This window comes from Mycobacterium sp. MAA66, from assembly GCF_041261665.1.
Lineage (GTDB): Bacteria > Actinomycetota > Actinomycetes > Mycobacteriales > Mycobacteriaceae > Mycobacterium.
Genome location: NZ_JBGCCC010000006.1, coordinates 190,913 through 216,402 on the forward strand (window position 1 = coordinate 190,913; position 25,490 = coordinate 216,402).

A 25,490-nucleotide genomic window follows, 5' to 3' on the forward strand; every position below is an offset into this window, starting at 1 on the left:
CGCGCAGCGAGTCTAGCCGGATTCCGGCATGTCCCAGAGTCGGCGGTAGAAGGCGATGCGGTCGGGATCCGGCGCCACACCGTACGCGTCCAGCAAGGCGACCTCGTAGTTGCCGGGGTAGTTCCAGTCCAGCGACATGGTTGCGATGGCCAGGTCGGCCCATCGATCGGCCACCCCGAGGTCGCCCAGGTCGACGTGTCCGACGAACTCGCCGACGTCGCTCATCAGCGTATTCGGGGCGCAGGGGTCGCCGTGGCAGACCACCAGCCGATCCGTCGGCAGGGCGTCGAGGACCCAGGACGGCGGTCCGAACGGGCACTCGTCGACCGGCAGTGCATCGTGCAGGGTCCGCAGTCCGGAACCGATCGCCCGCGCCGCGGTCTCGGGATGGTCAGACCACCGCGGATCGACGGCAGAACGGCCCGGCAGCCCCGCGGTGTGCAGCCAGCCCGGGCCGCTGCCGAGCACGGTGGGAGCGATGACGTACTGCCCGGCCCAGCGCAGCCGGGCCGCTTCGGCGGTCAGCAACGCAGCATGCTCAGCCGGATACGTCTTCACGTACTCGGCGCCCGCGTCGATCGTGAACGTCACGCCGCCCAGTTCGTTCACCCACACCGCGGCGACGGACCTACCTGCGGCAAGCACGATCACCACTTCGGGAACCGGCAGCGGGCCGCTGGGGAAGCTCACCTGGACGACCTTTCCACGCGTGGTACCGGCGGTCCGCACTAGGCTGACGTACGTGGAACCGGTATATGGCACCGCTATCAAGGTGGCCCGCACGCTGTGGCGGCTACAGGGCTTGAAGTTCACCATCACCGGTGTGGAGAACCTACCGGTCAGCGGTGGTGCGGTGATCGCCATCAACCACACCAGCTACTTCGACTTCACGTTCGCCGGGCTTCCTCCGGTGTTGCAGAAGCGTGGCCGCAAGGTGCGATTCATGGCGAAGAAGGAAGTCTTCGACGACAAGTACACCGGATGGCTGATGCGGAAGATGCGGCACATCCCGGTCGACCGCGGCAGCGGTGCCGACTCCTACTCGGAGGCGGTCCAGCAGCTCAAATCGGGTGAGCTCGTCGGGGTGTATCCCGAGGCGACGATCAGCCGCAGCTTCGAGATCAAGGCGTTCAAATCCGGCGCCGCACGGATGGCGATCGAAGCCGACGTGCCGATCGTTCCGCATATCGTTTGGGGCGCCCAGCGGATCTGGACCAAGGGCCATCCGCGCAACATGCGCCGTCCCAAGGTGCCGATCTACATTCACGTCGGCGAGCCGATCTACCCGACGTTGCCGGCCGCGGAATTGACCGCCCTGTTGCATGCCCGGATGCAGCACCTGCTGGCCGAGGTGCAGGATGCCTACGGGCCGTATCCGCCCGGCGAGTTCTGGGTGCCGCATCGGTTGGGCGGCGGCGCCCCGACGCTGGCAGAAGCAGATCAGATGGACCTCGAAGAGGCCAGGGAGAAGGCTTCCCGTCGCGCCCGGTTGACGGAAGGTACGCCGGAGTAGCGAATGGAACCGGTTTTCCGAAGCTTGGAGATCGCTGTCAAGTCTGCAGTTGCGGCTACCGGCACGCGCATCACTTATCAAGGGCTGAAACACATTCCGGCTAGGGGCGGGGCTGTGATCGCGATCAACCACACCAGCTATGTGGATTTCATGCCGGCAGCGCTGGCAGCCACACACTGCCGCCGCCGGATCCGATTCATGCTCAAAATGGAAGTGCAGAAGATCCCGGTCGTCGGGTTTGTGGTCAGGCGTGCCCGGGTGATCCCGGTCGATCGCAGTGCCGGCGGGGACGCGTATCCCGTTGCAGTGAAGCGTCTTCGGGCCGGGGAGCTGGTGGGTGTCTATCCTGAGGCGACCATCAGCCGCAGTTTCGAACTCAAGGCCTTCAAGAGCGGGGCGGCTCGGATGGCGCTGGATGCCGGTGTGCCGATCATCCCGGTGATCGTCTGGGGTGTGCACCGAGTCTGGACCAAGGATCATCCGAAGAGGTTGGGCCGCAGAAAGATTCCGGTCACGGTGCGGGTGGGCACGCCGATTCCGCCCGTCGGATCGGTCGATGACCTACTAGACGTACTACGGGACACCATGACCGATCAGTTGCACGCCGTCCAGCAGGAGTACCCGCACCCGGCGGACGCCTATTGGGTACCGAACCGGTTGGGCGGTGGCGCGCCGACGCCCGCCGAGGCCGAGGTCCTGGACAAGGCCGAATGGGCTGAGCGGGCCCGAAAGTCTGCTGGGGGCCGGTGATGCTCCCCGCGTTGATCGCTACCGACGTCGACGGCACTCTGCTCAACGAGCACGAGAGGATCACTGCCCGGACCCGCGCCGCGGTCCACGCTGCGGTGGCCGCCGGTGCGCAGTTCGTGTTGGCCACCGGACGTCCGCCCCGCTGGATCCCGCCGGTGGTCGAGGAGCTCGGACTGGCGCCAATTGCGGTGTGCGCCAATGGCGCTGTCGTCTACGACTCCGCCGCGGACCGGATCGTGTCGGCCCATACGCTGGCGCCCGATCTGCTGGCCGAACTGGCCGAGGTGGCTGCTCGCGTCATTCCCGGAGTCGGACTGGCGGTTGAGAGGGTGGGCCGCAGTGCGTTCGACGAGTCGATACCACAGTTCGCGAGTTCGCCCGGCTACGAACATGCCTGGCACAACCCGGACAACACCGAGGTGTCGCTGGACGAGATGCTCAGTGTGCCGGCGGTCAAGCTGTTGATCCGCAAGGCGGGGGCCGCCAGTGGCGACATGGCCGCTGCCCTGGCTCCGCATATCGGCCTGGAAGGTGATCTGACCTACTCCACCAACAATGGTCTGATCGAGGTGGTTCCGCTAGGGATCAGTAAGGCGACCGGTGTCTCGGAAGTTGCTGTCCCGCTGGAGATCACCGCCGATGACGTGGTGGCGTTCGGTGATATGCCCAACGACATCCCGATGCTGCGCTGGGCCAGGCTGGGGGTGGCGATGGGCAATGCGGATCCGGAGGTGGTCGCCGCGGCGGACGAGGTGACCACGGTCAACAGTGACGACGGGGTGGCCCGAGTACTCGAACGCTGGTGGATCTAGTCGCGGACGTCGATCGGGCTGAACCGTTCGAGCTGTACCGGTTCACCTGTGGCCGGCGGCGGAAGTTCTTGCGGCACACCGTCGATGACTCGGGTGATGGTGCCCGTCTCGCGGTCGAAGTTCAACGTGCCGTGCTGGAAGTTCTGGACGATCCACTGCGGTTCCTGGATCTCGCCGCTGGTCGGTAGGCCCAGCGCGCCGCGCTCGAATCCCAGTGTGCCCCAAGCGTCGTAGATCGCACCGGTGAGTGGCTGGGCGCCGGTAGCGGGTGACCAGTAGACGGCCCCGTGGTCGAAGGTCGCGTACCGCGCGTCGCCGGCGGCCGAGGCCTCCGGTGAGGTGGGCACGCCCAGTGGGCTGGCGCCGCCGCCGAGGGATTCCCACTTGTCATAGATCAGGCCGCCGCGCAGCATGTCGGTCACGCTGAGGGTGCCCGGAGCTGCAGTGAAAGCCGCTGCGATGTCGCGTAATTCGCCCATGGCGGCGTAGGCGGCGTTACCTGGGCAGTCGGTGTTGCCGACGTCGCGGTGGGTGAAGATGGTCGGCAGCGTGGGTGTCGAGCCGGCAGGGAAGTGGGTGAAATCGCCGCCGGCGGAAGTCAGGACCACGTTGCCCAGCGGGTTGACGTGGTCCAGGCTGAGCCGCCAGCCGATCAGTCGGCCGATGGTACGCAGCAGGATTGGGCTGGGGGGCTCGACGTCGAAGTTGCCGAGCATGGCGACGCCCCAGGTATCGGAGTTGAACCCGCCGGTGTGCGAGCCCAGGACGGCCCTGGTCATGCCGCCGTAGCGACCCTCGAACACCTGCCCGTACTTGTCGACCAGGGCGTTGTAAGCGATGTCGCACCAGCCGAGCTCGCGCGCGTGGTACTCGTAGATCGAACGGACGATGCCCGCCGAATCCTCCGGGGCGTAGTCGTTGCTGCCCGCGGTGTGGTGCACGATGGCGGCGCGAATGCCTTTGGTGAACATCGGGTTTCCGCATCGGAGGCGCTCGTCGGCACCCCACTGCGCGCGGCTGATGATGTTGGGTGGTTGGTTGGGCGCGGACACCGCAGTCGGCGGTTGCAGCTGGGAATCAACTGGCGCCTTCGGCGGGCTGATCAGTACCGCCTTGAGGGTCTGTCCGAGCGGTTTCTCGGCGTCGACCGGCCGATAACCCAAGCCGGGGCCCGGCGGTGCGGATGCCGTCGACTGGGTTGGTGCCGCGCCGAGAGGTCGAGTCACCGCGATCTGCACCGTGGTGGTGCGCCCGACGAACACCGGTTCGGTGCCGTTGGTGATGCCGCGTGCTTCGCCGACGCCGTCCGGTGCCTCGACCACGTACCACCGACCCCAGGATCCGTCGGCCCGTTTGGCCCGAACCTGGGCGGAGGTCCCGGTGAAATCCGATGCGGTCAGGGCGACCATCGAGAAGGGGGTGTCCTGATGGATCTCGCGGACCGTCTGACCGCCGCCGACGCCCACCAACGGCTGTTCGTTGAGCTGCGTGCTGGATGGTGATCCCGTGGTCTGGTCATGCGAGAGGTTCAGCACGCACGGCAAGGCGACGATTGTCGCCGCAACGGCGGACAACAGAATCGACGGCGCTGGGCGACGACGCGGCACGGCCCGATGTTACGTATGTGCCAACTGTTACCGGTGTTTCGACACGGCTTACTGCTCTGTCAATATGCTGTGACAGGCAACGGCACCGCAGAGCCTGTTGGTGGGCTTCTGCGGTGCCGTTTGGTTGTAGGTACTGGGATCAGTGGACCAGTGCGGCCGCGGCGGCTGCCGGGGCGGCAAGGGGTGCAGCTGCTGCGGCGGGTGCCGCTGCTGCCGGTGCGGCGTTCTTGACGGCCGACATGATGGCCGGCATGACCATGCCCTTGAGCAGGTCGATCGCCTGGGTTGCACCGAGCTGGTTGGCCGCGCTGGTCAGATCGCTGATCAGACCGCCACCACCGCCGCTACCACTGCCCCCACCGAGGCCTTCGCCTGCGCCGAGGCCGGCCGAGGGGTCACCCAGGATCGGGTAGGTGCCGGGGGATCCCCCCAGACCCTGGCCCGGGCCGAGGCCCAGCCCGGCGTTCGGGTCGGTCATCGGCGTGCCGGCGCCACCCAGACCCGGAGCTGCGCCCAGGCCTGCGCTGACGGGAGGCGTCGTCAACCCGGGAGTGCTCAGTCCGGGAGTGCTCAGACCAGGTGCGGTCAGACCAGGGCTGGTCAGTCCCGGCGAGGTCAGCCCGGGGCTGGTCAAGCCTGGGGTCGTCAGCCCGGCCGGCGAGGTCAGGCCGGCTGCTGGGGTCAGCCCCGGAGCGGTGGCTCCTGCCGGCGGGGTCAGGCCGGGTGCGGTCAGGCCAGGTGTGGTCGCGGCGGCCGGTGAGGTCAGACCGGGCGAGGTCAGACCCGACGGCGGTGTCAGGCCGGGCGAGGTCAGGCCGGTGGGCGAGGTCAGGCCGGGACTGGCGAGACCCGGGCTGGTCAGCGCCGTGGGGGCCGGCGAGTTGGCGCCGGTCAGGATGCCCGACATGGAGGGCATGTTCACACCGAACTGGGACAGACCCTGGGACAGTGCGGACACGACCTCGCTGGGCAGGTCGGTGACCAATGCGGCCTGCACGAACTCCCGATGTTGCGGCGTGGGAGCCGCGGGAGTGAGCTGCGCGGCCGCCACGAGTGCAATCGGACTTGCGACGGCCAGTGCGGCGACTGCGCTCATGGCTGTCGAGAGCTTGCGTCGACGTCGATTCGGCACGGAAGTCTCCTCAATATCTGGACTACGTGTTTCCGGCTCGGCCTGTTGATCAGGCCTACCCGGTGCGGTTGTTGGCGCCGGTGTTCAGGGGATTCGGCTGGCCGCCGAATCGGAAATTACCGACGTGTTCGATGGTACGGCTGTGAATGGTGTGACTAGAGTGACGATGCTGAATCGTGAGCGAATCGCGACCACCTCGCATACGCGGAGTAGATAAGGCGGGCGCCACCGGGCGGGCCGACGCGGGTCGGGTGAGCCGACCGGGTGTTTTCGGGCTGAACGGTGTCGGTCGGATACCCTGAGAGTCGATGACCTCCGTTGATTCCCGGGTTGCTGAGCGCCTGCCGGCCGGCCCGTATGACCTCATTGTCGTCGGCTCCGGATTCTTTGGCCTGACGATTGCCGAGCGCGCGGCCACCCAGCTGGACAAGCGCGTCCTGGTGATCGAACGCAGGCCACACCTCGGCGGCAATGCCTACTCCGAACCCGAGCCGCAGACCGGCATCGAGGTACACAAATACGGCGCCCACCTGTTCCACAACTCCAATCAGCGGGTGTGGGACTACGTGCGGCAGTTCACCGACTTCACCGGTTACCAGCACCGAGTCTTCGCGATGTACGGCGGCCAGGCCTACCAGTTCCCGATGGGGCTCGGCCTGGTGTCGCAGTTCTTCGGGCGCTACTTCAGCCCGGATGAAGCCAGGGCGCTGATCGCGCAGCAGGCCGCCGAGATCGACACCGACAATGCCCAGAACCTCGAAGAGAAGGCCATCTCGCTGATCGGCCGGCCGCTCTACGAGGCCTTCGTCAAGGGCTACACCGCCAAGCAGTGGCAGACCGATCCGAAGGATCTGCCGGCGTCGATCATCAGCCGGTTGCCGGTGCGCTACAACTTCGACAACCGCTACTTCAACGACACCTACGAGGGTCTGCCGGTCGAGGGTTACACCGCGTGGCTGCAGAACATGGCCGCCGATGACCGCATCGACGTGGTGCTGGACACCGACTGGTTCGACGTGCGCGACCAGGTGCGCGCCCAGTCCGCGGACGCCCCGGTGCTCTACACCGGTCCGCTGGACCGTTACTTCGACTACATCGACGGTCGGTTGGGTTGGCGCACCTTGGATTTCGAAATGGAAGTACTGCCCATCGGCGACTTCCAGGGCACTCCGGTGATGAACTACAACGACCCCGAAGTGCCGTTCACCCGGATTCACGAGTTCCGGCATTTCCACCCCGAACGGGATTACCCGACCGACAAGACCGTCATCATGCGGGAGTACTCGCGCTTCGCCAACGACGACGACGAGCCGTACTACCCGATCAACACCGATGCCGACCGCGCCCTCCTGGCCAAATACCGGGCCCGGGCGAAGTCGGAGACCGAAGAAAACCGAGTGCTGTTCGGGGGCCGGCTGGGCACCTACCAGTACCTCGACATGCACATGGCCATCGCCAGTGCGCTGAACATGTACGACAACGTCCTGGCGCCGCACCTCCGTGACGGTGCTGCCCTGGGCGATGCCGTCGCAGAAAGTAGCTGACCATGAGCGACATTCCGTCGGGTGCATTGGCCGCAGGCCAGTCTCGAGCGGTAAGCCTGCTGTCCAGAGTGATCCTGCCGCGTCCCGGCGAGCCGCTGGACGTCCGCAAGCTCTACATCGTGGAATCGGCGACCAACGCCCGGCGGGCCCACGCGCCCAACCGCACCACCCTGGAAATCGGTGCGGAGTCCGAGGTTTCGTTCGCCACCTACTTCAATGCCTTCCCGGCCAGTTACTGGCGGCGCTGGTCGACACTGACCTCGGTGGTGCTGCGGGTCGAGCTGACCGGCAGCGCGCGGGTGGACGTCTACCGGTCGAAGGCCACCGGCGCGCGAATCACCGTGGGCGGCAGCGAGATCGACAGCGGATCGGACGGTCTGCCGGCGGAAGTCGAGTTCGAGATCGGGCTCGAGCCCTTCGAGGACGGCGGCTGGATCTGGTTCGACATCACCACCGACACCGCGGTGACCGTGCACAACGCCGGGTGGTACGCCCCCGTGGAAGCGCCTGGGCGGGCGAACGTCACGATCGGTATCCCGACCTTCAACCGGCCGGCCGACTGCGTCAACGCACTGGCGGCGCTCACCTCCGACCCGTTGGTGGACGACGTCATCGGTGCGGTCATCGTGTCCGATCAGGGCGCCAACAAGGTTAGCGACCATCCGGACTTCGCCGCCGCCGCAGCCCCGTTGGCGGACCGGCTGACCATCCACAATCAGCCGAACCTCGGCGGCTCCGGCGGCTACAGCCGGGTGATGTACGAGGCGCTGAAACACACTGACTGCGAACAGATTCTGTTCATGGACGACGACATCCGGGTCGAGCCCGATTCGGTGCTGCGGGCGCTCGCGCTGAACCGGTTCGCCAAGACACCGACCCTGGTCGGCGGTCAGATGCTCAACCTGCAGGAGCCATCGCACCTGCACGTCATGGGCGAGATGGTGGATGCGGCGAACTTCATGTGGACGCACGCCGTCAACGCCGAGTACGACCACAACTTCGCCAAGTACCCCCTCAATGACGAGGAGGAACACCGCAGCAAGATCCTGCATCGGCGTATCGACGTCGACTACAACGGCTGGTGGATGTGCATGATCCCGCGGTCGGTGGCAGAAGAACTGGGCCAGCCGCTTCCGCTGTTCATCAAGTGGGACGACGCGGACTACGGTCTGCGGGCCGCCGAGCACGGCTACCCGACCGTCACCCTGCCGGGCGCGGCGATCTGGCACATGGCATGGAGCGACAAGGACGACGCCATCGACTGGCAGGCGTACTTCCACCTGCGCAACCGGCTCGTCGTGGCGGCGCTGCACTGGGACGGCAACGTCCGTGGGTTGATCGCCAGCCACCTGAAGGCGACGTTCAAACACCTTCTGTGCCTTGAGTATTCAACGGTGGCCATTCAGAACAGGGCGATGGACGACTTCCTCGCCGGGCCCGAGCACATCTTCTCCATCCTGGAGTCCGCGCTGCCCGAGGTGCGCGCCATGCGAGCCGAGTACCCGGACGCGGTGGTGTTGGAGAGTGCGACCACGCTGCCCGCGCCGTCGGACAAGCGTTGGCGTCGGAAGGTCAAGATTCCCACCAGCCTGCCGTCGATTGGGTACCGGCTGACCCGCGGTGTCCTGCACCAGCTCACTCCGCAGGACCCCGAACATCACCTCCGTCCGCAGATCAACGTCGCCACGCAGGATGCGCGGTGGTTCTCGTTGTGCCGCGTCGACGGTGTCACCGTCACCACTGCGGACGGCCGCGGCGTGGTGTACCGCCAGCGCGACCGCGCCAAGATGTTCGAGCTGTTGCGCGAATCGCTGAAGCGCCAGGCGTTGCTGGCCCGCAAGTTCAATCGGATGCGACGGGTATACCGGAATGCGCTGCCGACGCTGTCCAGCAAGGAGAAGTGGGAAACCGTGCTGATCGCCCGCGAGAGTTCGGCTGCAGCAGAAGTTTCCGGCGCCAAGTGAACGCCGATAGCCCACGCGGCGAGGACGCCGTCCTGGTTGCCGTCCAGTCGGTTTTGGTCGGACGCCCGGGGGTGCTGACGGGGGCCCGCACCCTGTCGCATTTCGGCGAGCACAGCGCCGGATGGGTCGGCGTCTCGTTGCTCGGAGCGCTGCTGCAACCATCGCGCCGCCGGGCCTGGCTCACCGCGGGCGTCGGTGCCTTCCTGGCGCATGCTGCAGCCGTGGTGATCAAGCGGGTGGTCAAGCGGACGCGGCCGGACCATCCGGCGATCTCGGTCAATGTCGGCACCCCCAGCCGGCTGAGCTTCCCGTCGGCACACGCCACGTCGACCACCGCCGCAGCCATCCTGTTGGGCCGGGCCACCGGGTTGCCCCTGCCCGCAATCCTGGTGCCGCCCATGGCGTTGTCCAGGCTGGTGCTCGGGGTGCACTACCCAAGCGACGTGCTCACCGGAGTCGTGGTGGGCGCCGTTGTCGCCGAATCAGTCGGCGCGATTTCCCAGCGAGGAGCAAAGGCCGACGCATGACCGAACAGACGCGAGAGCTGGGTCCGCCGAAGAACCTGGTGAGTGGCGTCATCAAGGCGCTTCGTCCGCGGCAGTGGGTGAAGAACGTCCTGGTGTTGGCCGCCCCGCTGGCATCGCTTGGCGCACAAGCTCATTACAGCTATGCCGAGGTGCTCAAGCACGCCGGGGTCGCGTTCGTGGTGTTCTGCATGGCGGCATCGTGCATCTACCTGGTCAACGACGCACGTGACGTCGAGGCCGACCGGGTGCACCCCACCAAGCAGTACCGGCCTATTGCCGCCGGGGTGGTGCCGGTTCAGCTGGCCTACGGATTGGCGGTGGTGCTGGGGGTCACCTCGCTCGTCATCTCGTGGTTGCTCACGCCCAACTTGGCGTTGGTCATGGCGATCTACATAGTGACCCAGCTGGCCTACTGCTTCGGCCTGAAACACCAAGCGGTGCTGGACATCTGCATCAACTCGTCAGGTTTCGTGATCCGCGCCATCGCCGGTGGTGTGGCCGCCGGGATTCCGCTGTCCAAGTGGTTCCTGTTGGTGTTCGCTTTCGGCTCGCTGTTCCAGTCGGCCGGAAAGCGTTATGCCGAACTGCAACTCGCCGAGCGCACCGGCGCCAAGATCCGTAAAGCGTTGGAGTCCTACACCAGTAGTTATCTGCGCTTCGTCTGGACGCTGTCGGCCACCGCAGTGGTGCTCTGTTACGGACTGTGGGCCTTCGAAGGCAACAAGGGCCCGTGGTTCGCGGTGTCCATGGTGCCGTTCACCATTGCGATCCTGCGCTACGCCGTCGATGTCGACGGCGGGCAGGCCGGCGAGCCGGAAGAGATCGCACTCAACGACCGGGTGCTGCAACTTCTTGGCCTGGCGCTGATCGGATCGCTCGGTGCCGCAATCTACTTCAGCTGATCCGGCGAACGCCGCTCCGGTCCCTCGGTTGTTGAGCGGACCGGTGTTCCCCTACGGCCGGGCGGCCCGGATCAGCCTGTGGGTCAGCGTTCTGGTGTGCGCCGCGCTGTTCGGCTGGGGCGCCTGGGAACGGCGCTGGATCGCCGACGACGGGTTGATCGTGCTGCGCACGGTCCGGAATCTGTTGGCGGGCAACGGCCCGGTGTTCAACGTCGGCGAGCGCGTCGAGTCCAACACCTCCACGCTGTGGACCTACCTGGTGACCGTCGGCGCCTGGATCGGCGGGTCGGTCCAGCTGGAGTACGTGGTGCTGACGATGGCGCTCACTCTCAGCGTGGCCGGGCTGGTGTTCATGATGCTCGGAACCGGGCGCCTGTATGCGCCCGGATTGCGGGGTCGTCGGGCCCTGCTGCTGCCGGCCGGCGCGGTGATCTACCTGGCGGTGCCACCAGCCCGCGATTTCGCCACCTCGGGCCTGGAGAACGGTCTGGTCATGGCGTATCTGGGCGCGCTGTGGTGGACCATGGTGTGCTGGTCACAGGCCCCACGCGTCGATCGCGCCGACAGGTCCGAGCAGGCCGACACCGACGCCAATGCCACCTCGGTTCGCTTCGACGCGGCATTGGCGGCGCTGGCGGGCCTTTCGGTTCTGGTGCGGCCCGAGCTGGCGCTGATCGGTGGTGCAGCCCTGGTGATGATGCTGCTGGCGGCGAGCGGTCGGCGTCGGCGTCTGGTGATCGTGGTTGCCGGTGGGTTGTTGCCGGTGGCCTACCAGATCTTCCGGATGGGCTATTACGGGTTGATCGTCCCGATCACCGCGCTGGCCAAAGACGCGACCGGTTCCAAGTGGTCGCAGGGTCTGGAGTACCTGACCAATTTCAATCGTCCGTATCTGCTGTGGGTGCCGCTGGTGCTGGCCGCGGCGCTGGCCATTGTGCTGTTTGTCACACATAGCCGCCCGTGGTGGGGGCAGAGCGCTCCGCGGGGCTACCGCTCGTTGGCCCGGCGCATCCAAAGCCCCACGGCCGTGGTCATTTTCATGGTCGGCAGTGGATTGCTGCAGGGCCTGTACTGGTTGCGGCAGGGCGGCGATTTCATGCACGGCCGGGTGATGCTGGTGCCGCTGATGTGCCTGATGACGCCGGTCGCGGTGATTCCGATCGTGCTGCCGGACGGTAAGAACATCGCTCGCGAGGTCGGCTATGCGTTAGCCGGTACGACGACGGCGCTGTGGCTGGCGATCGTGGGCTGGTCCATCTGGGCGGCCAATTCGCCTGGGCTGGGTTTCGACGCCACCCGGGTGACGTACTCCGGCATCGTCGACGAACGGCGCTTCTACTCGCAGGCCACCGGCCACGCGCATCCGCTGACGGCTGCCGACTATCTCGACTACCCGCGTATGCGCGCGGTGCTCGAGGCAATCGACAACACCCCGGTCGGGGCTTTGCTGCTGCCGTCGGGCAACTACGACCAGTGGGACGTGGTGCCGGCGATGCCCCCGCCCGTGCCGGTTCCGGGTCCGAAGGCACCACCGCCGCCGCCGAACTGGTTCGAAAAAGGCCCACACACAGTCTTTTTCACCAACCTGGGCATGATGGGCATGAATCTGCCGCTGGACGTGCGGGTGATCGACCAGATCGGCCTTGCCAACCCGTTGGCCGCGCACACCGAGCGGCTGAATGACGCCCGGATCGGCCACGACAAGGATCTGTTCCCGGACTGGGCGGTGGCCGAGGGGCCGTTCCTGCGCGAACATCCGTGGATTCCGCCGTACATCGATGAGGACTGGGTGAACCAGGCCGCAGTGGCACTGACCTGCCCTGACACCGAGGCGATGTTGAATTCGGTGCGTGGCCCGATGGATGCACACATGTTCTTCTCGAACCTGGTCAATGCGTTCGATTTTTCGCAGTACCGGATCGACCGGGTGCCGCTGTATGAGCTCGACCGCTGCAAGCTCGATGTGCCTGTAAGCCGGTCGACCCCTTACACTGGCTTACCGGCTACTGGACCATAGCGTTGGCGTGAAGATGTCGACCTGGTTCGAGGCGTTGGGTAACGCCGCCACACGCGGCGGCGATAACCAGTCGGGTGTCACGACACCGTGAGCAACTGGTGGATTTCACACCGTGCGCGCTGCGGTAACCACTCGAGGGGCTTTGCGCAGGCCAGCTGTTGGCTGACCTGATTGGGCCCACCTGGTCGCTGCTCAATGGCTGAGTGGTGGTCAGGGGCGACATTGCAGTAATAGGGCAAGCAAGCCCAGGTGTGGTTGTTGTCACGCCGTCACAGGAAAGATGGATAGGGAGCAGCATGAGTTTCGTTGGGAAGATGCGCGGCGCTGCACGCCGTGCAGTCATCGTGGCCGCCGCGGCCGCGATGCTGCCGGGTCTCGTTGGCGTCGTCGGGGGCTCGGCGACTGCTGGGGCGTTCTCACGTCCGGGTCTGCCGGTCGAGTACCTGCAGGTGCCGTCCGCAGCCATGGGGCGCGATATCAAGATCCAGTTCCAGAGTGGTGGCCCGAACTCGCCGGCCGTCTACATGCTTGACGGTCTGCGGGCACAGGACGACTACAACGGCTGGGACATCAACACCGCCGCGTTCGAGTGGTACTACCAGTCGGGCATTTCGATGGTGATGCCGGTCGGCGGTCAGTCCAGCTTCTACAGCGACTGGTACAAGCCGGCGTGCGGTAAGGCCGGTTGCTCCACCTACAAGTGGGAGACCTTCCTGACCTCTGAACTGCCGCAATGGCTGCAGGCCAACCGTCAGGTCAAGCCCACAGGTGGCGCCGCTGTCGGTCTGTCGATGGCCGGCTCGGCCTCGATGACCCTGGCGATCTACCACCCGCAGCAGTTCATCTACGCGTCGTCGCTGTCGGGATTCCTGAACCCCTCCGAGGGATCGTGGCCGTTCCTGATCAACGTCTCGATGGGTGACGCCGGCGGCTACAAGGCCAACGACATGTGGGGCGCCACGCAAGATGCGAGCAGCGCCTGGAAGCGCAACGACCCGATGGTCAATATCGCCCAACTGGTGGCCAACAACACCCGACTGTGGGTGTACTGCGGTAACGGCGACCCGAGTGAACTGGGCGGCGACAACGTGCCGGCCAAGTTCCTGGAGGGCCTGACCATCCGTACCAACCGCACCTTCCAGCAGAACTACCTGGCTGCCGGTGGCAACAACGCGGTGTTCAACTTCCCCAACAGTGGTACCCACGACTGGGGTTACTGGGGCAACCAGCTGCAGCAGATGAAGCCTGACCTGCAGCGCGTGCTGGGTGCTTCGGCGCAGTCGTCGTAGTTCCAAGCAACAATTCCAACCGACGGCGGCGATCCTCACGGATCGCCGCCGTCGGCGTTTTGTGCGGCCTTAGCTACCGGCCGGTCAGATTTGTGGCGACGGCGGCCGACGTGATGTGGTTCACTACTTTCCGGCGGGGGCTTCCAAATGCTCCGAAGACGTGCGACACGAGTGAGGTTTGGGATGACGCCGAGCGGATTGCGGACCGATATTCGGTCGTTGCTGGCGGTACTGAGCGCCGTGCTGGTGGCGGTGGGCGTGTGGACCGCCGGGGCTCCGCTGGCACGGGCTGCCGGCGTCGAGACGCTGATGGTGCCGTCTGCGGCGATGGGCCGCGACATTCCGGTGGCCTTCCAAGGGGGTGGACCGCACGCCGTCTACCTGCTCGACGCGTTCAACGCCGCTCCCGATGTGAGCAATTGGGTTACGGCCGGCAACGCCATGGGCACGCTGGCCGGCAAGGGCATTTCTGTGGTCGCCCCGGCGGGCGGCGCCTGGAGCCTTTACACCAACTGGGAGAACGACGGCAGCAAGCAGTGGGAGACGTTCCTGAGCCAGGAGCTGCCGGACTGGCTGGCCGCCAACAAGGGCCTCGCGCCGAACGGCCATGGGGTGGTCGGCGCCTCGCAGGGTGGTACCGCAGCATTGGCGCTGGCCGCGTTCCACCCGGATCGGTTCCGGTTCGCCGGTTCGCTGTCCGGCTTCCTGAACCCGTCGTATACCGACCTCAACGGTGCGATCACCGCAGGGCTGGCGCAATTCGGTGGTGTCGACAGCTATGGCATGTGGGGAGCACCACAGCTCGGCCGGTGGAAGTGGCACGACCCGACCGTGCACTCGTCACTGCTGGCGCAGAACAACACCCGGCTGTGGGTCTTCACCCCGGGCACGCTGACGTGCAGCGACCCGGCCGCGATGATCGGTTACTGCGACCAGGCTCAGGGCAGTAACCGCACGTTTTACTCGATGTACCGCAGCGCCGGCGGGCACAACGGCCACTTCGATTTCTCCGGCGGCGGCCAGCACGACTGGGGCACCTGGGGCCCACAGCTGGGCGCGATGTCCGGAGAACTGGTGAGCGTCATCCGCTAGCGGTGGCGGCCCGGCGTGTCCGGGTGCCTGCGTGGCAGCCGGTACGGTCGACTGCATGCCCAAGAAGCCCCGCCGCAACCGTCACCGGATTCTCGCCGTAGCAGCGGCGGCGGCAGTTGCTGTCCTGGTGATCGTGGTGGTGCTGGCGATCGTGACGTGGATCCGCAAACCCGATCAGCTGGCCGGCCCTTCGGTGCCGTCGATGGTGCCGTCGACGCCGGGGCATCCGTCGTCGACGTCCAAACCGCGTCCGTCCTCACAGTCGGCTGATTGCCCGGACGTGCAGGCGATCATCGTGCCGGGTACCTGGGAATCGTCGCGCCAGTTGGACCCGAACAACCCGGCTGCAACCTTCCCGCGCGAGCTGCTGCTCAACGTGTCCGGGCCGCTGGCTCAGCAATTCGGTCCTGACCGGCTGGCGCAGTACACCATCCCGTACACGGCGCAGTTCCATAACCCGTTCGCCGCGGACAATCAGATGTCCTACAACGACAGCCGGGCCGAGGGCACCAAGGCGACGCTCAAGGCGATCACCGACATCAACAACCGCTGCCCGTTGACCAGCTTCGTGCTGATGGGCTTTTCGCAGGGCGCGGTGATTGCGGGCGACATCGCCAGCGACATCGGCAACGGCCGCGGACCGATCGACCAGGATCTGGTGCTCGGTGTGACGTTGATCGCCGACGGCCGTCGTCAGGAGGGCGTGGGCCAGGACATCGGCCCGAACCCGCCGGGGCAGGGCGCCGAGATCACGTTGCACGAGTTGCCGGTGCTGGGGCCGCTGGGTCTGACCATGACGGGCCCACGCGACGGCGGGTTCGGTGCGCTCAATGACCGCACCAACGAGATCTGCGGCACCGGTGACTTGATCTGCGCCGCACCGTCGGAGGCGTTCAACGTGGCCAACTTGCCGGCCACCCTGCAGACCCTCAGCGGCAGCACCGCGGGGCCGGTGCATGCGTTGTACAACACACCCCAGTTCTGGATGCTCGACGGCAAGACTGCGACCCAATGGACGCTGGATTGGGCCAAACAGTTGATGGACAATGCGCCGCACCCCTCGCACAGCTGATTCGATGTTGGCGCGGCGATTTTGCCTGCGTGCGGCGGTCACCTAACATTAAGAGATAACTAAGAGCAAGTTTGGCGTCCGACCTGCGGATCTCGGCATGGCACATCGCTACTGACCGGTACGATTCTCAGGATTTGGCTCCGATTTGGTCAACGGATTTTCCGGTCCGGTGACGCAGATGGGCTGTGCCACAACAGGGCTGTGACAGGAGAGTTTGATGGCGTTCCACAACCCGTTCATCAAGAACGGGAAGATCACCTTCCCCGATAACGCGAGCATCGTCGGACACGTCGAACGCTGGGCGAAGGTGCGCGGCGACAAACTTGCCTACCGATTCCTGGACTTCTCCACCGAGCGCGACGGTGTTGCCTGCGATATGACCTGGTCGCAGTTCAGCGCCCGCAACAAGGCGGTGGCCGCCCGACTGCAGCAGGTGACCCAGCAGGGTGATCGGGTCGCCATCCTGTGCCCGCAGAACCTGGATTACCTGGTCGCGATGTTCGGCGCCATGTACGCCGGCCGCATCGCGGTGCCGTTGTTCGATCCGTCCGAGCCGGGCCACGTGGGCCGCCTGCACGCGGTGCTGGACGATTGTCGGCCCGCCGCCATCCTGACCACGACCGCGGCTGCCGAGGGTGTACGGAAATTCTTTCGCAGCCGACCGGCCAACGAGCGTCCGCGCGTAATCGCCGTCGACGCCATCCCGGACGAGGTGGCAGTCACCTGGATTCCGTTCGACGATGTCGACGAGAACACTGTCGCCTACCTGCAATACACCTCGGGTTCCACCCGTATCCCCACCGGCGTGCAGATCACGCACTTGAACCTGGCCACCAACGTGGTGCAGGTGGTCGAGGCGCTCGAGGGCGAAGAGGGTGACCGTGGGCTGTCCTGGTTGCCGTTCTTCCATGACATGGGCCTGATCACCGCGCTGATCGCCCCGTTGATCGGCCACAGCTTCACCTTCATGACCCCGGCGGCCTTCGTACGCCGGCCCGAGCGCTGGATCCGCGAGCTCGCCCGCAAGGAGGGCGACACCGGCGGCACCATCTCGGTGGCCCCGAACTTCGCCTTCGACCACGCTGCGGCCCGCGGTGTGCCCAAGGAGGGCCCCGGGTCGATCGATCTGTCCAACGTCAAGGCCGTGCTGAACGGCAGTGAGCCGATCTCGGCGGCCACCGTGCGTCGGTTCAACGAGGCGTTCAGTCCGTTCGGTTTCCCGGCCAAGGCCATCAAGCCGTCCTATGGCCTGGCCGAGGCCACACTGTTCGTGTCCACCACGCCGTCGGCCGACGAGCCGACCATTGTGTCGGTGGACCGCGACGCGCTCAACACCGGCACCTTCGTCGTGGTCCCGGACGACTCGCCGAAGGCGGTCGCACAGGCCGGTGCCGGCAAGATCGGCGTGGACGAGTGGGCCGTCATCGTCGACGCCGAAACCGCCACCGAACTGCCCGACGGCCAGATCGGTGAAATCTGGATCAGCGGTGCCAACATGGGCACCGGCTACTGGGGCAAGCCGGAAGAGTCCGTCGAGACGTTCCAGAACACCCTCAAGTCGCGGACCACCCCGTCACACGCCGAGGGCTCCGAAGACAGTGCCACCTGGGTGCGGACCGGCGACTACGGCGCCTACCACGACGGCGAGCTGTACATCACCGGCCGGGTCAAGGACCTGGTGATCGTCGACGGCCGCAACCACTACCCGCAGGACCTCGAGTACTCGGCGCAGGAGGCCAGCAAGGCACTGCGCGTCGGGTACGTGGCGGCGTTCTCGGTACCGGCCAACCAGCTGCCCGACGAGGTCTTCGCGGACGCCCATGCCGGCCTGAAGCGCGACCCCGACGACAGCTCCGAGCAGTTGGTCATCATCGGTGAACGGGCCCCCGGCGCGCACAAGATGGAGACCCAGCCGATCATCGACGACATCCGTGCCGCCATCGCGGTGCGGCATGGCGTCACCGTCCGCGATGTGCTGCTGACCCCGGCCGGCGCCATCCCGCGTACCTCCAGCGGCAAGATCGGTCGCCGCGCCACCCGTTCGGCATACCTGGACGGCACGCTGCGCAGCGGCAGGGTGGCCAACGCATTCCCCGACGATCTGACCTGATTCGGCAGCATCCCCGGCCAGAACCAAGGCCGCCCGGCGGCGAAAGTGAACAGTGAAAATGACTGACACCGAAGACAATTCGAACGAAATCGACGTCACGCCGCAGGCCTCGGGCGAGGTTGCCGAGCGGGCAAATGGCATGTCGGTGCCAGAGATGCGCGAGTGGCTGCGCAACTGGGTGGCCAATGCCACCGGCCAGTCGCCGGACAAGATCGACGAGTCCACCCCCATGGTGGAACTCGGCCTGTCCTCGCGCGACGCGGTGGCCATGGCTTCCGACGTCGAGGACCTCACCGGTGTCACGCTGACCGCCACTGTGGCGTTCCGGCACCCGACCATCGAGTCGCTGGCCCAAGTCATCATCGACGGCGAGCCCGAGGAAGACATTGCCGCCGCCGAGGCCGAAGACTGGTCCCGCGACGTCGACGACGACGGTCTGGTGGACATCGCCATCGTCGGCTTGGCCACCCGGTTCCCGGGTGACATGGACACTCCGGACCAGATGTGGGCCGCGCTGCTGGAAGGCCGCGACGCCATCACCGATCTGCCGGAAGGTCGCTGGGAAGAATTCCTTTCCGAGCCCCGGATCGCCGAGCGGGTGGCCAAGGCCCGGACCCGTGGTGGCTACTTGTCCGACATCAAGGGTTTCGACGCCGAGTTCTTCGCATTGGCGAAGATGGAGGCCGACAACATCGATCCGCAGCAGCGGATGGCGCTCGAATTGACTTGGGAGGCACTGGAACACGCTCGCATCCCGGCGTCGGCACTGCGCGGCGAGTCGGTCGGGGTGTTCGTCGGAAGTACCAACAACGACTACATGTTTCTCGCGGTCGCAGACCCGACGACCGCGCACCCGTATGCCATCACCGGCAACGCGAGTTCCATTATCGCCAACCGGGTTTCGTACTTCTTCGACTTCCGCGGGCCGTCGATGTCCATCGACACCGCGTGCTCGAGTTCGCTGGTCGCGATGCACGAGGGCGTCAAGGCACTGCGCTCCGGTGAGGCTGACGTGGTGCTCGCCGGCGGGGTCAACGCCATGGTCACCCCGATCGTGACGATCGGCTTCGATGAGGTCGGCGGCGTGCTGGCGCCGGACGGCCGGATCAAGTCGTTCAGCGCCGATGCCGACGGGTACGCCCGCTCAGAGGGCGGCGGCATGATCGTGCTCAAGCGGGTCGCCGACGCTCGCCGTGACGGCGACGAGATCCTCGCCGTCATCGCGGGGTCCGCAGTCAACCACGACGGCCGGTCCAATGGTCTGCTGGCGCCGAATCCCGATGCGCAGGAAGCGGTTCTGCGTACGGCGTACAAGGACGCCGGTATCGACCCCAAGACCGTCGACTACATCGAGGCGCATGGCACCGGCACCATCTTGGGTGACCCGATCGAGGCCGACGCGTTGGGCCGAGTCATCGGTCGCGGTCGCGCCGCCGAGAAGCCCGCACTGCTCGGTGCAGTGAAATCCAATGTGGGACACCTGGAGTCGGCCGCAGGCGCGGCCAGTGTGGCCAAGGTGGCACTGTCGCTGTACCACGACAAGCTGCCGGCGTCGATCAATTACGCGGGCCCTAACCCGTACATCGACTTCGACAAGGAACACCTGAAGGTCAACGCCGAGCTGTCGGACTGGCCCCGCTACAGCGGCCACGCCATCGCCGGCGTGTCCGGTTTCGGCTTCGGTGGCGCGAACGCGCACCTCGTCATCCGCCAGGTGCTGCCCAGTGACCTGGTCGAACCGGAGCCGAAAGAGGTTGTGGCCGAGGAAAAGTCCTCTGATGACGCCAACGCCGTGTACGTCGGCGGGGTCCGGATGGATGAGTACGGCGAGTTCGTTCATGATGAGGATGACCAGCGCGGTGACGCCGAGTTCTACGGTTATGAGACTGCTGCCGAGCCCGAGCTGCCCGGCCTGACCGACCGGGCGCTGCAGTTGATCGAGGCTGCCCGTTCTGAGCTGGAAGATGCTGAGCCGGTCAAGCGCATTGTCCCTCTTGCAGTTTCGGGCTTCCTCACCTCACGCAAGAAGGCCGCCGCGGCCGAGTTGGCGGACTGGATCGCCAGCGAAGAGGGCCGGACCCATTCGCTGGAGTCCATCGGCCGCTCATTGTCTCGCCGTAGCCACGGCCGTTCGCGCGCAGTGATTCTCGCGCACGACCACGACGAGGCGGTCAAGGGCCTGCGGGCGCTGGCCGAGGGCAAGCAGAACCCGCTGGTGCTGGCCGCCGACGGCCCGGTCACCAACGGCCCGGTCTGGGTGCTCGCCGGTTTCGGTGCGCAGCATCGCAAGATGGGCAAGAGCCTGTACCTCAACGATCCGATCTTCGCCGAGTGGATCAACAAGGTCGATGCGCACATCCAGGATGAGCGAGGCTACTCAGTCGTCGAGCTGATTCTCGACGACGCCATCGACTACACCAACGAGACCTGTGAATACCCCATCGAGGTTGTCCAGACGGTGATCTTCGCCCTGCAGATCGCGCTCGGCGAGCTGCTGAAGGCACACGGCGCGAAGCCTGGTGCGGTGGTTGGTCAGTCGCTCGGTGAAGCGGCCGCGGCCTACTTCTCCGGTGGCCTCTCGCTGGCTGACGCCACCCGGACCATTTGCTCGCGTGCCCACCTGATGGGTGAAGGCGAGGCCATGCTGTTCGGCGAGTACATCCGCCTGATGGCACTGGTCGAGTACTCGGCCGAGGAGATCAAGACGGTCTTCGCCGACTTCCCGGGCCTGGAAGTGTGCGTCTACGCCGCTCCGACCCAGACCGTCATCGGTGGGCCGCCGGAGCAGGTCGACGCGATCATCGCCCGGGCCGAGGCCGAGGGCAAGTTCGCCCGCAAGATGCAGACCAAGGGTGCCAGCCACACTCAGCAGATGGACCCGCTGCTGGGCGAGCTGTCCGCCGAGATCCAGGGCATCGAGCCGCACCCGCTGGCCACCGGCTACTACTCGACCGTCCACGAGGGCAGCTATATTCGCCCGGGCAGCGACCCGATCCATGACGTCGAGTACTGGAAAAAGGGACTGCGACACAGCGTCTACTTCACCCACGGCATTCGTAACGCCGTCGACAGCGGACATACCACCTTCCTGGAGCTTGCCCCGAACCCGGTGGCGCTCATGCAGGTTGGGCTCACCACCGCTTCGGCCGGTCTACATGACGGTCAGCTGATCGCGACTCTGGCCCGCAAGCAGGATGAGGTCGACTCGATGACTGCGGCCATGGCGCAGCTGTTCGTGCATGGCCACGATCTGGACTTCCGGACGCTCTTCTCGCCGGCTGAGGACCCGACCACCGATTACGCGCCGATCCCGCCGACCCGCTTCAAGCGCAAGCCCCATTGGCTGGATACGCATATCTCTGCGGACAACTCGGCCATGGTGCCGGGAAGCCACGTGGCCACCCCGGACGGCAAGCATGTCTGGGAGTACGCGCCCCGCGGGGTCGCCGACGCCGCGGCCCTGGCTGCACTGGTGAAAGCCGCTGCGGTGCAGGTGCTTCCGGATGCCGCGCTGACCGCGTTCGAGCAGCGGGCCATCCCGGCCGAGGGTTCGCGCCTGGTCACCACCCTGACCCGCCACCCCGGTGGCGCCGCAGTGCAGGTGCACGCCCGGATCGGTGAGTCGTTCACCCTGGTGTACGACGCGGTGGTCAGCCGCGGCGGCACCGGCGCTGGTCTTCCAGTTGCGATGGGCGGAGCCGCACTCGCGACTGCCGTCGGTGCCGGGACCGCGTCAGCTGAAACTGCCGTTGCCGCACCGGAACCCGAAGATGACGCCGCCATCCTGCAGGACAGCCTGACCGCGGGCGCCGGCTTGGCCGCCGGTTTCAAGAAGTGGTCGCCGGATTCCGGTGAGACCATCGCGGACCGGTTGGGTGCGATCGTCGGCGGTGCCATGGGCTATGAGCCCGAGGACTTGCCCTGGGAGGTCCCGCTGATCGAGCTGGGTCTGGACTCGCTGATGGCGGTGCGGATCAAGAACCGCGTCGAGTACGACTTCGACCTGCCGCCGATCCAGCTGACCGCCGTGCGCGACGCCAATCTGTACGCGGTGGAAAAGCTGATTCAGTACGCGATCGAGCACCGCGACGAGGTCGGTCAGCTCGCCGAGGCGCAGAAGGGCCAGAGCTCCGAGGAAATTGCCGCCGCGCAGGCCGAAATGCTTGGTGGCGCAACGACGGTCGCCGAGCTGGAAGCCAAATTGGCCGAGGCCGGGCATTCTTTGGGAGCCACCAAGGACGACGCCGTCGCTGAGACCGAGCCCGATGCCGCGGCCGTAGCCGCTCCGCAAGCGGACCTCCCGGCGCCCCCGACAGACCCGTCGGGCCCGGCTGTTCCGCCGCCGCCGACGAATCCGTCGGGACCTGCTGCGGCCCAGCCTTCGCAGAGTGCCGTCGCGGCGGCCGCCGATGTGCTGAACCAGAAGGCCGTCGCCGAGGCACTGAATTCCGATGTGCCGCCGCGCGATGCCGCCGAGCGGGTCACCTTCGCGACCTGGGCCATCGTCACCGGCAAGTCGCCGGGGGGCATCTTCAACGTGCTCCCGGCGATCACCGATGAGCAGGCCGAGAAGATGGCACGGCGCCTTTCCGAGCGCGTCGAGGGCACCATCACGCTCGATGACGTGAAGAAGGCGCAGAACATCGAGGAACTGTCGACGACCGTCCGCGAGTTCTTGGAGGCCGGTGAGCTGGACGGCTTCGTCCGGGTGATCCGCGCCGCCGAGAACGACAATCAGGTGCCGGTGTTCGTGTTCCACGCGGCCGGCGGCTCGACTGTCGTCTACGAACCGCTGCTGAACCGCCTTCCGGCAGGGACGCCGATGATCGGTCTGGAGCGGGTCGAAGGAACCATCGAGGAGCGCGCAACCCAGTACGTGCCGAAGCTGTTGGAGCTCAATGGTTGGGTGGATGGCAAGAAGGGCAAGCCGTTCATCCTGGCCGGTTGGTCGCTGGGTGGGGCGCTGGCTTACGCCTGCGCCATCGGTCTGAAGCAGGCCGGCGCCGAGGTGGCTTTGGTGGGCAACATCGACTGCGTGCGTCCGGGCACGCCGATCGACACGTCCAAGGAAGGCACCCGCCAGCGCTGGGACCGCTACGCCAAGTTCGCCGAGAAGACGTTCAACGTGCAGATCCCGGCGATCCCGTACGAGGAACTCGAAGTTCTCGACGACTCCGGCCAGGTGCAGTTCGTGCTGAACGCGGTCAGGGATGCCGGAGTGCAGATTCCGGGTGGCATCGTCGAACACCAGCGCACGTCCTACTTGGACAATCGCGCGCTCGACGTCGTGGACATCAAGCCCTACGACGGGCGGGTGGTGCTCTACATGGCAGACCGCTACCAAGATGACGCCATCACCTTCGAACCGGCGTACGCGACCCGGCAGCCGGACGGCGGTTGGGGCGAGTTCGTCCCGAATCTCGAGATCGTGCATATTGGCGGTGAGCACATCCAGGCCATCGACGAGCCGTACATCGCCAAGGTGGGTGCACACATGAGCGAAGCCATCAATCAGATCCAGGCCGGCGAGTAGGTAGGAGAACCAATGACTTTGGAAGACACTGGGGCAACCGTCGTCAAGTCCCCCGCCACCACTGCCGAAAAGCTGGCCGAGCTTCGCGAAAGGCTGGAGCTGGCCAAGGAACCCGGTGGCGAGAAGGCCGTCGCCAAGCGCGAGAAGAGGGGCATCCCGAGTGCTCGCGCGCGCATCCACGCGCTGGTCGATCCGGGTAGCTTCCTGGAGATCGGTGCGCTGGCCAAGACGCCGGGCGATCCGAACGCGCTGTACGGCGACGGCGTGGTGACCGGCCACGCCACCATCAACGGCCGGCCTGTCGCGGTGTTCAGCCACGACCAGACGGTGTTCCAGGGTTCGGTCGGTGAGATGTTCGGCCGCAAGGTGGCCAAGCTGATGGAGTGGGTCGCCATGGTCGGCTGCCCGATCATCGGTATCAACGACTCGGCCGGCGCGCGCATCCAGGACGCGGTGACCTCGCTGGCCTGGTACGCCGAGTTGGGGCGTCGGCACGAGATGCTGCGCGGCATGGTGCCCGAGATATCGATCATCCTCGGCAAGTGCGCCGGCGGTGCGGTGTATTCGCCGATCCAGACCGACCTGCTGGTCGCCGTGCGCGACCAGGGTTACATGTTCATCACCGGACCGGACGTGATCAAGGACGTCACCGGCGAGGACGTGACCTTCGATGAGCTCGGTGGCGCGGACGTCCAGGCTCAGCGCGGCAACATCCACAAGGTCGTCGAAGACGAGGCAGCCGCCTTCCAGTACGTGCGCGACTACCTGAGTTTCTTGCCCGCCAACATGTTTGACGACGCGCCGGTGGTCAATCCGGGCCTGGAACCCGAGCTCACCGCGAGCGACTTCGAGCTGGACAAGATCGTGCCGGACGCCGACAACGCGGGCTACGACATGATGGATATCTTGCTGCGCATGTTCGATGACGGTGATGTCTTCGAGATCGCCGAGCAGCGCTCCCCGGAGATGATCACTGCCTTCGCCCGAGTGGACGGCCGGCCGGTCGGCGTCATCGCGAACCAGCCGCTGTTCATGGCCGGGGCTATCGGCAACGAGGCCTCCGACAAGGCTGCCGGGTTCATCCGATTCTGCGACTCCTTCAATCTGCCTTTGATTTTCGTGGTCGATACGCCTGGCGCCTTGCCCGGTGTGGCGGAGGAGACGGGCGGCATCATCAAGCGTGGTGGCCGGTTCTTCAACGCGGTCGTCGAGGCCGATGTGCCGAAGGTGACGTTCGTCATTCGTAAGGCCTACGGCGGTGGCTACGCGGTGATGGGTTCCAAGCAGCTGACGGCTGACCTGAACTTCGCCTGGCCCACCGCGCGTATCGCGGTGATCGGTGCCCAGGGCGCGGCGCAGCTGCTGGTGAAGCGCTTCCCCGATCCGACTGCACCGGAGGTGCAGAAGATCAAGGCCGACTTCATCGAGGGCTACAACGCCAACTTGGCGATTCCGTGGACCGCCGCGGAGCGGGGCTATATCGACGCGGTGATCCAACCTCACGAAACTCGGTTGCTGCTGCGCAAGTCGCTGAAGTTGTTGCGCGACAAGCAGAAGCACGACCGCGTGCAGCGCAAGCACGGCCTGACCCCGCTGTAACCTTTCGCTCGCAAAGGAGGGGGATGC

17 protein-coding genes are annotated in these 25,490 nt (G+C 66.1%); 14 read left to right on the plus strand and 3 right to left on the minus strand.

Features of this window, described 5'->3' with window-relative positions; genetic code table 11:
- Positions 1-12: 12 nt before the first annotated feature.
- A complete protein-coding gene (locus tag ABIA30_RS18700; RefSeq protein WP_370068040.1) occupies positions 13-690 on the minus strand; it encodes a phosphotransferase in 678 nt (225 codons plus the stop codon).
- Between the two features lie 52 nt (positions 691-742).
- On the opposite strand from ABIA30_RS18700, the gene ABIA30_RS18705 reads away from it, so the two are divergent.
- Genes ABIA30_RS18705 through ABIA30_RS18715 form a run of 3 tightly spaced genes read left to right on the plus strand, consistent with a single transcriptional unit; the run spans position 743 to position 3,075 of the window.
- Positions 743-1,513: a lysophospholipid acyltransferase family protein gene (locus ABIA30_RS18705; protein ID WP_370068042.1), complete on the plus strand. Its 771-nt coding sequence runs from the start codon at positions 743-745 to the stop codon at positions 1,511-1,513.
- A gap of 3 nt (positions 1,514-1,516) precedes the next feature.
- Positions 1,517-2,263, plus strand: a complete 747-nt coding sequence (locus tag ABIA30_RS18710; protein WP_370068044.1) for a lysophospholipid acyltransferase family protein — start codon at positions 1,517-1,519, stop codon at positions 2,261-2,263.
- Positions 2,263-3,075, plus strand: coding sequence for an HAD family hydrolase (locus tag ABIA30_RS18715; RefSeq protein ID WP_370068046.1), 813 nt, complete (start codon positions 2,263-2,265; stop codon positions 3,073-3,075). Before ABIA30_RS18710 ends, ABIA30_RS18715 begins: the two co-directional genes overlap by 1 nt.
- Here ABIA30_RS18715 and ABIA30_RS18720 read toward each other — a convergent pair.
- Both ABIA30_RS18720 and ABIA30_RS18725 read right to left on the minus strand, forming a co-directional pair.
- Positions 3,072-4,682: an N-acetylmuramoyl-L-alanine amidase gene (locus ABIA30_RS18720; RefSeq protein ID WP_370068048.1), complete on the minus strand. Its 1,611-nt coding sequence runs from the start codon at positions 4,680-4,682 to the stop codon at positions 3,072-3,074. The genes ABIA30_RS18715 and ABIA30_RS18720 overlap by 4 nt on opposite strands.
- Before the next feature lie 139 nt (positions 4,683-4,821).
- On the minus strand, positions 4,822-5,814 hold the full coding sequence (locus ABIA30_RS18725) for a hypothetical protein (RefSeq protein WP_370068050.1): 993 nt from the start codon (positions 5,812-5,814) through the stop codon (positions 4,822-4,824).
- Positions 5,815-6,122: 308 nt separating this feature from the next.
- Here ABIA30_RS18725 and glf point away from each other — a divergent pair, with 308 nt between their 5' ends.
- The 11 genes from glf (at position 6,123) to ABIA30_RS18780 (ending at position 25,463) form a co-directional block, all read left to right on the plus strand.
- Positions 6,123-7,358 carry a UDP-galactopyranose mutase gene (glf, locus tag ABIA30_RS18730; protein ID WP_370068052.1) on the plus strand — a complete coding sequence of 412 codons (1,236 nt, stop codon included), beginning with the start codon at positions 6,123-6,125 and terminating at the stop codon, positions 7,356-7,358.
- Between the two features lie 2 nt (positions 7,359-7,360).
- The gene (locus ABIA30_RS18735) at positions 7,361-9,322 is read left to right on the plus strand and encodes a glycosyltransferase (RefSeq protein ID WP_370068054.1); all 1,962 of its coding nucleotides are present in this window, start codon (positions 7,361-7,363) and stop codon (positions 9,320-9,322) included.
- Positions 9,319-9,849 carry a phosphatase PAP2 family protein gene (locus tag ABIA30_RS18740; RefSeq protein WP_370068056.1) on the plus strand — a complete coding sequence of 177 codons (531 nt, stop codon included), beginning with the start codon at positions 9,319-9,321 and terminating at the stop codon, positions 9,847-9,849. The genes ABIA30_RS18735 and ABIA30_RS18740 overlap by 4 nt, the downstream gene beginning before the upstream one ends.
- Complete coding sequence (locus ABIA30_RS18745; protein WP_370068058.1) at positions 9,846-10,751, plus strand: decaprenyl-phosphate phosphoribosyltransferase; 906 nt, start codon at positions 9,846-9,848, stop codon at positions 10,749-10,751. Before ABIA30_RS18740 ends, ABIA30_RS18745 begins: the two co-directional genes overlap by 4 nt.
- Positions 10,729-12,768, plus strand: a complete 2,040-nt coding sequence (gene zomB / locus ABIA30_RS18750) for a flagellar motor control protein ZomB (RefSeq protein ID WP_370068060.1) — start codon at positions 10,729-10,731, stop codon at positions 12,766-12,768. Before ABIA30_RS18745 ends, zomB begins: the two co-directional genes overlap by 23 nt.
- Before the next feature lie 296 nt (positions 12,769-13,064).
- The gene (locus ABIA30_RS18755) at positions 13,065-14,057 is read left to right on the plus strand and encodes an esterase family protein (protein WP_370068062.1); all 993 of its coding nucleotides are present in this window, start codon (positions 13,065-13,067) and stop codon (positions 14,055-14,057) included.
- Between the two features lie 183 nt (positions 14,058-14,240).
- Positions 14,241-15,149, plus strand: a complete 909-nt coding sequence (locus ABIA30_RS18760; protein ID WP_370068064.1) for an alpha/beta hydrolase-fold protein — start codon at positions 14,241-14,243, stop codon at positions 15,147-15,149.
- A gap of 55 nt (positions 15,150-15,204) precedes the next feature.
- Positions 15,205-16,221 (plus strand): cutinase family protein, encoded by a 1,017-nt coding sequence (locus ABIA30_RS18765; protein ID WP_370068066.1) that lies wholly within the window; start codon positions 15,205-15,207, stop codon positions 16,219-16,221.
- A gap of 217 nt (positions 16,222-16,438) precedes the next feature.
- Positions 16,439-18,331 carry a long-chain-fatty-acid--AMP ligase FadD32 gene (fadD32, locus tag ABIA30_RS18770; protein WP_370068068.1) on the plus strand — a complete coding sequence of 631 codons (1,893 nt, stop codon included), beginning with the start codon at positions 16,439-16,441 and terminating at the stop codon, positions 18,329-18,331.
- A gap of 58 nt (positions 18,332-18,389) precedes the next feature.
- On the plus strand, positions 18,390-23,864 hold the full coding sequence (pks13, locus tag ABIA30_RS18775) for a polyketide synthase Pks13 (protein ID WP_370068070.1): 5,475 nt from the start codon (positions 18,390-18,392) through the stop codon (positions 23,862-23,864).
- A gap of 12 nt (positions 23,865-23,876) precedes the next feature.
- The gene (locus tag ABIA30_RS18780) at positions 23,877-25,463 is read left to right on the plus strand and encodes an acyl-CoA carboxylase subunit beta (protein ID WP_370068072.1); all 1,587 of its coding nucleotides are present in this window, start codon (positions 23,877-23,879) and stop codon (positions 25,461-25,463) included.
- Positions 25,464-25,490: the final 27 nt, after the last annotated feature.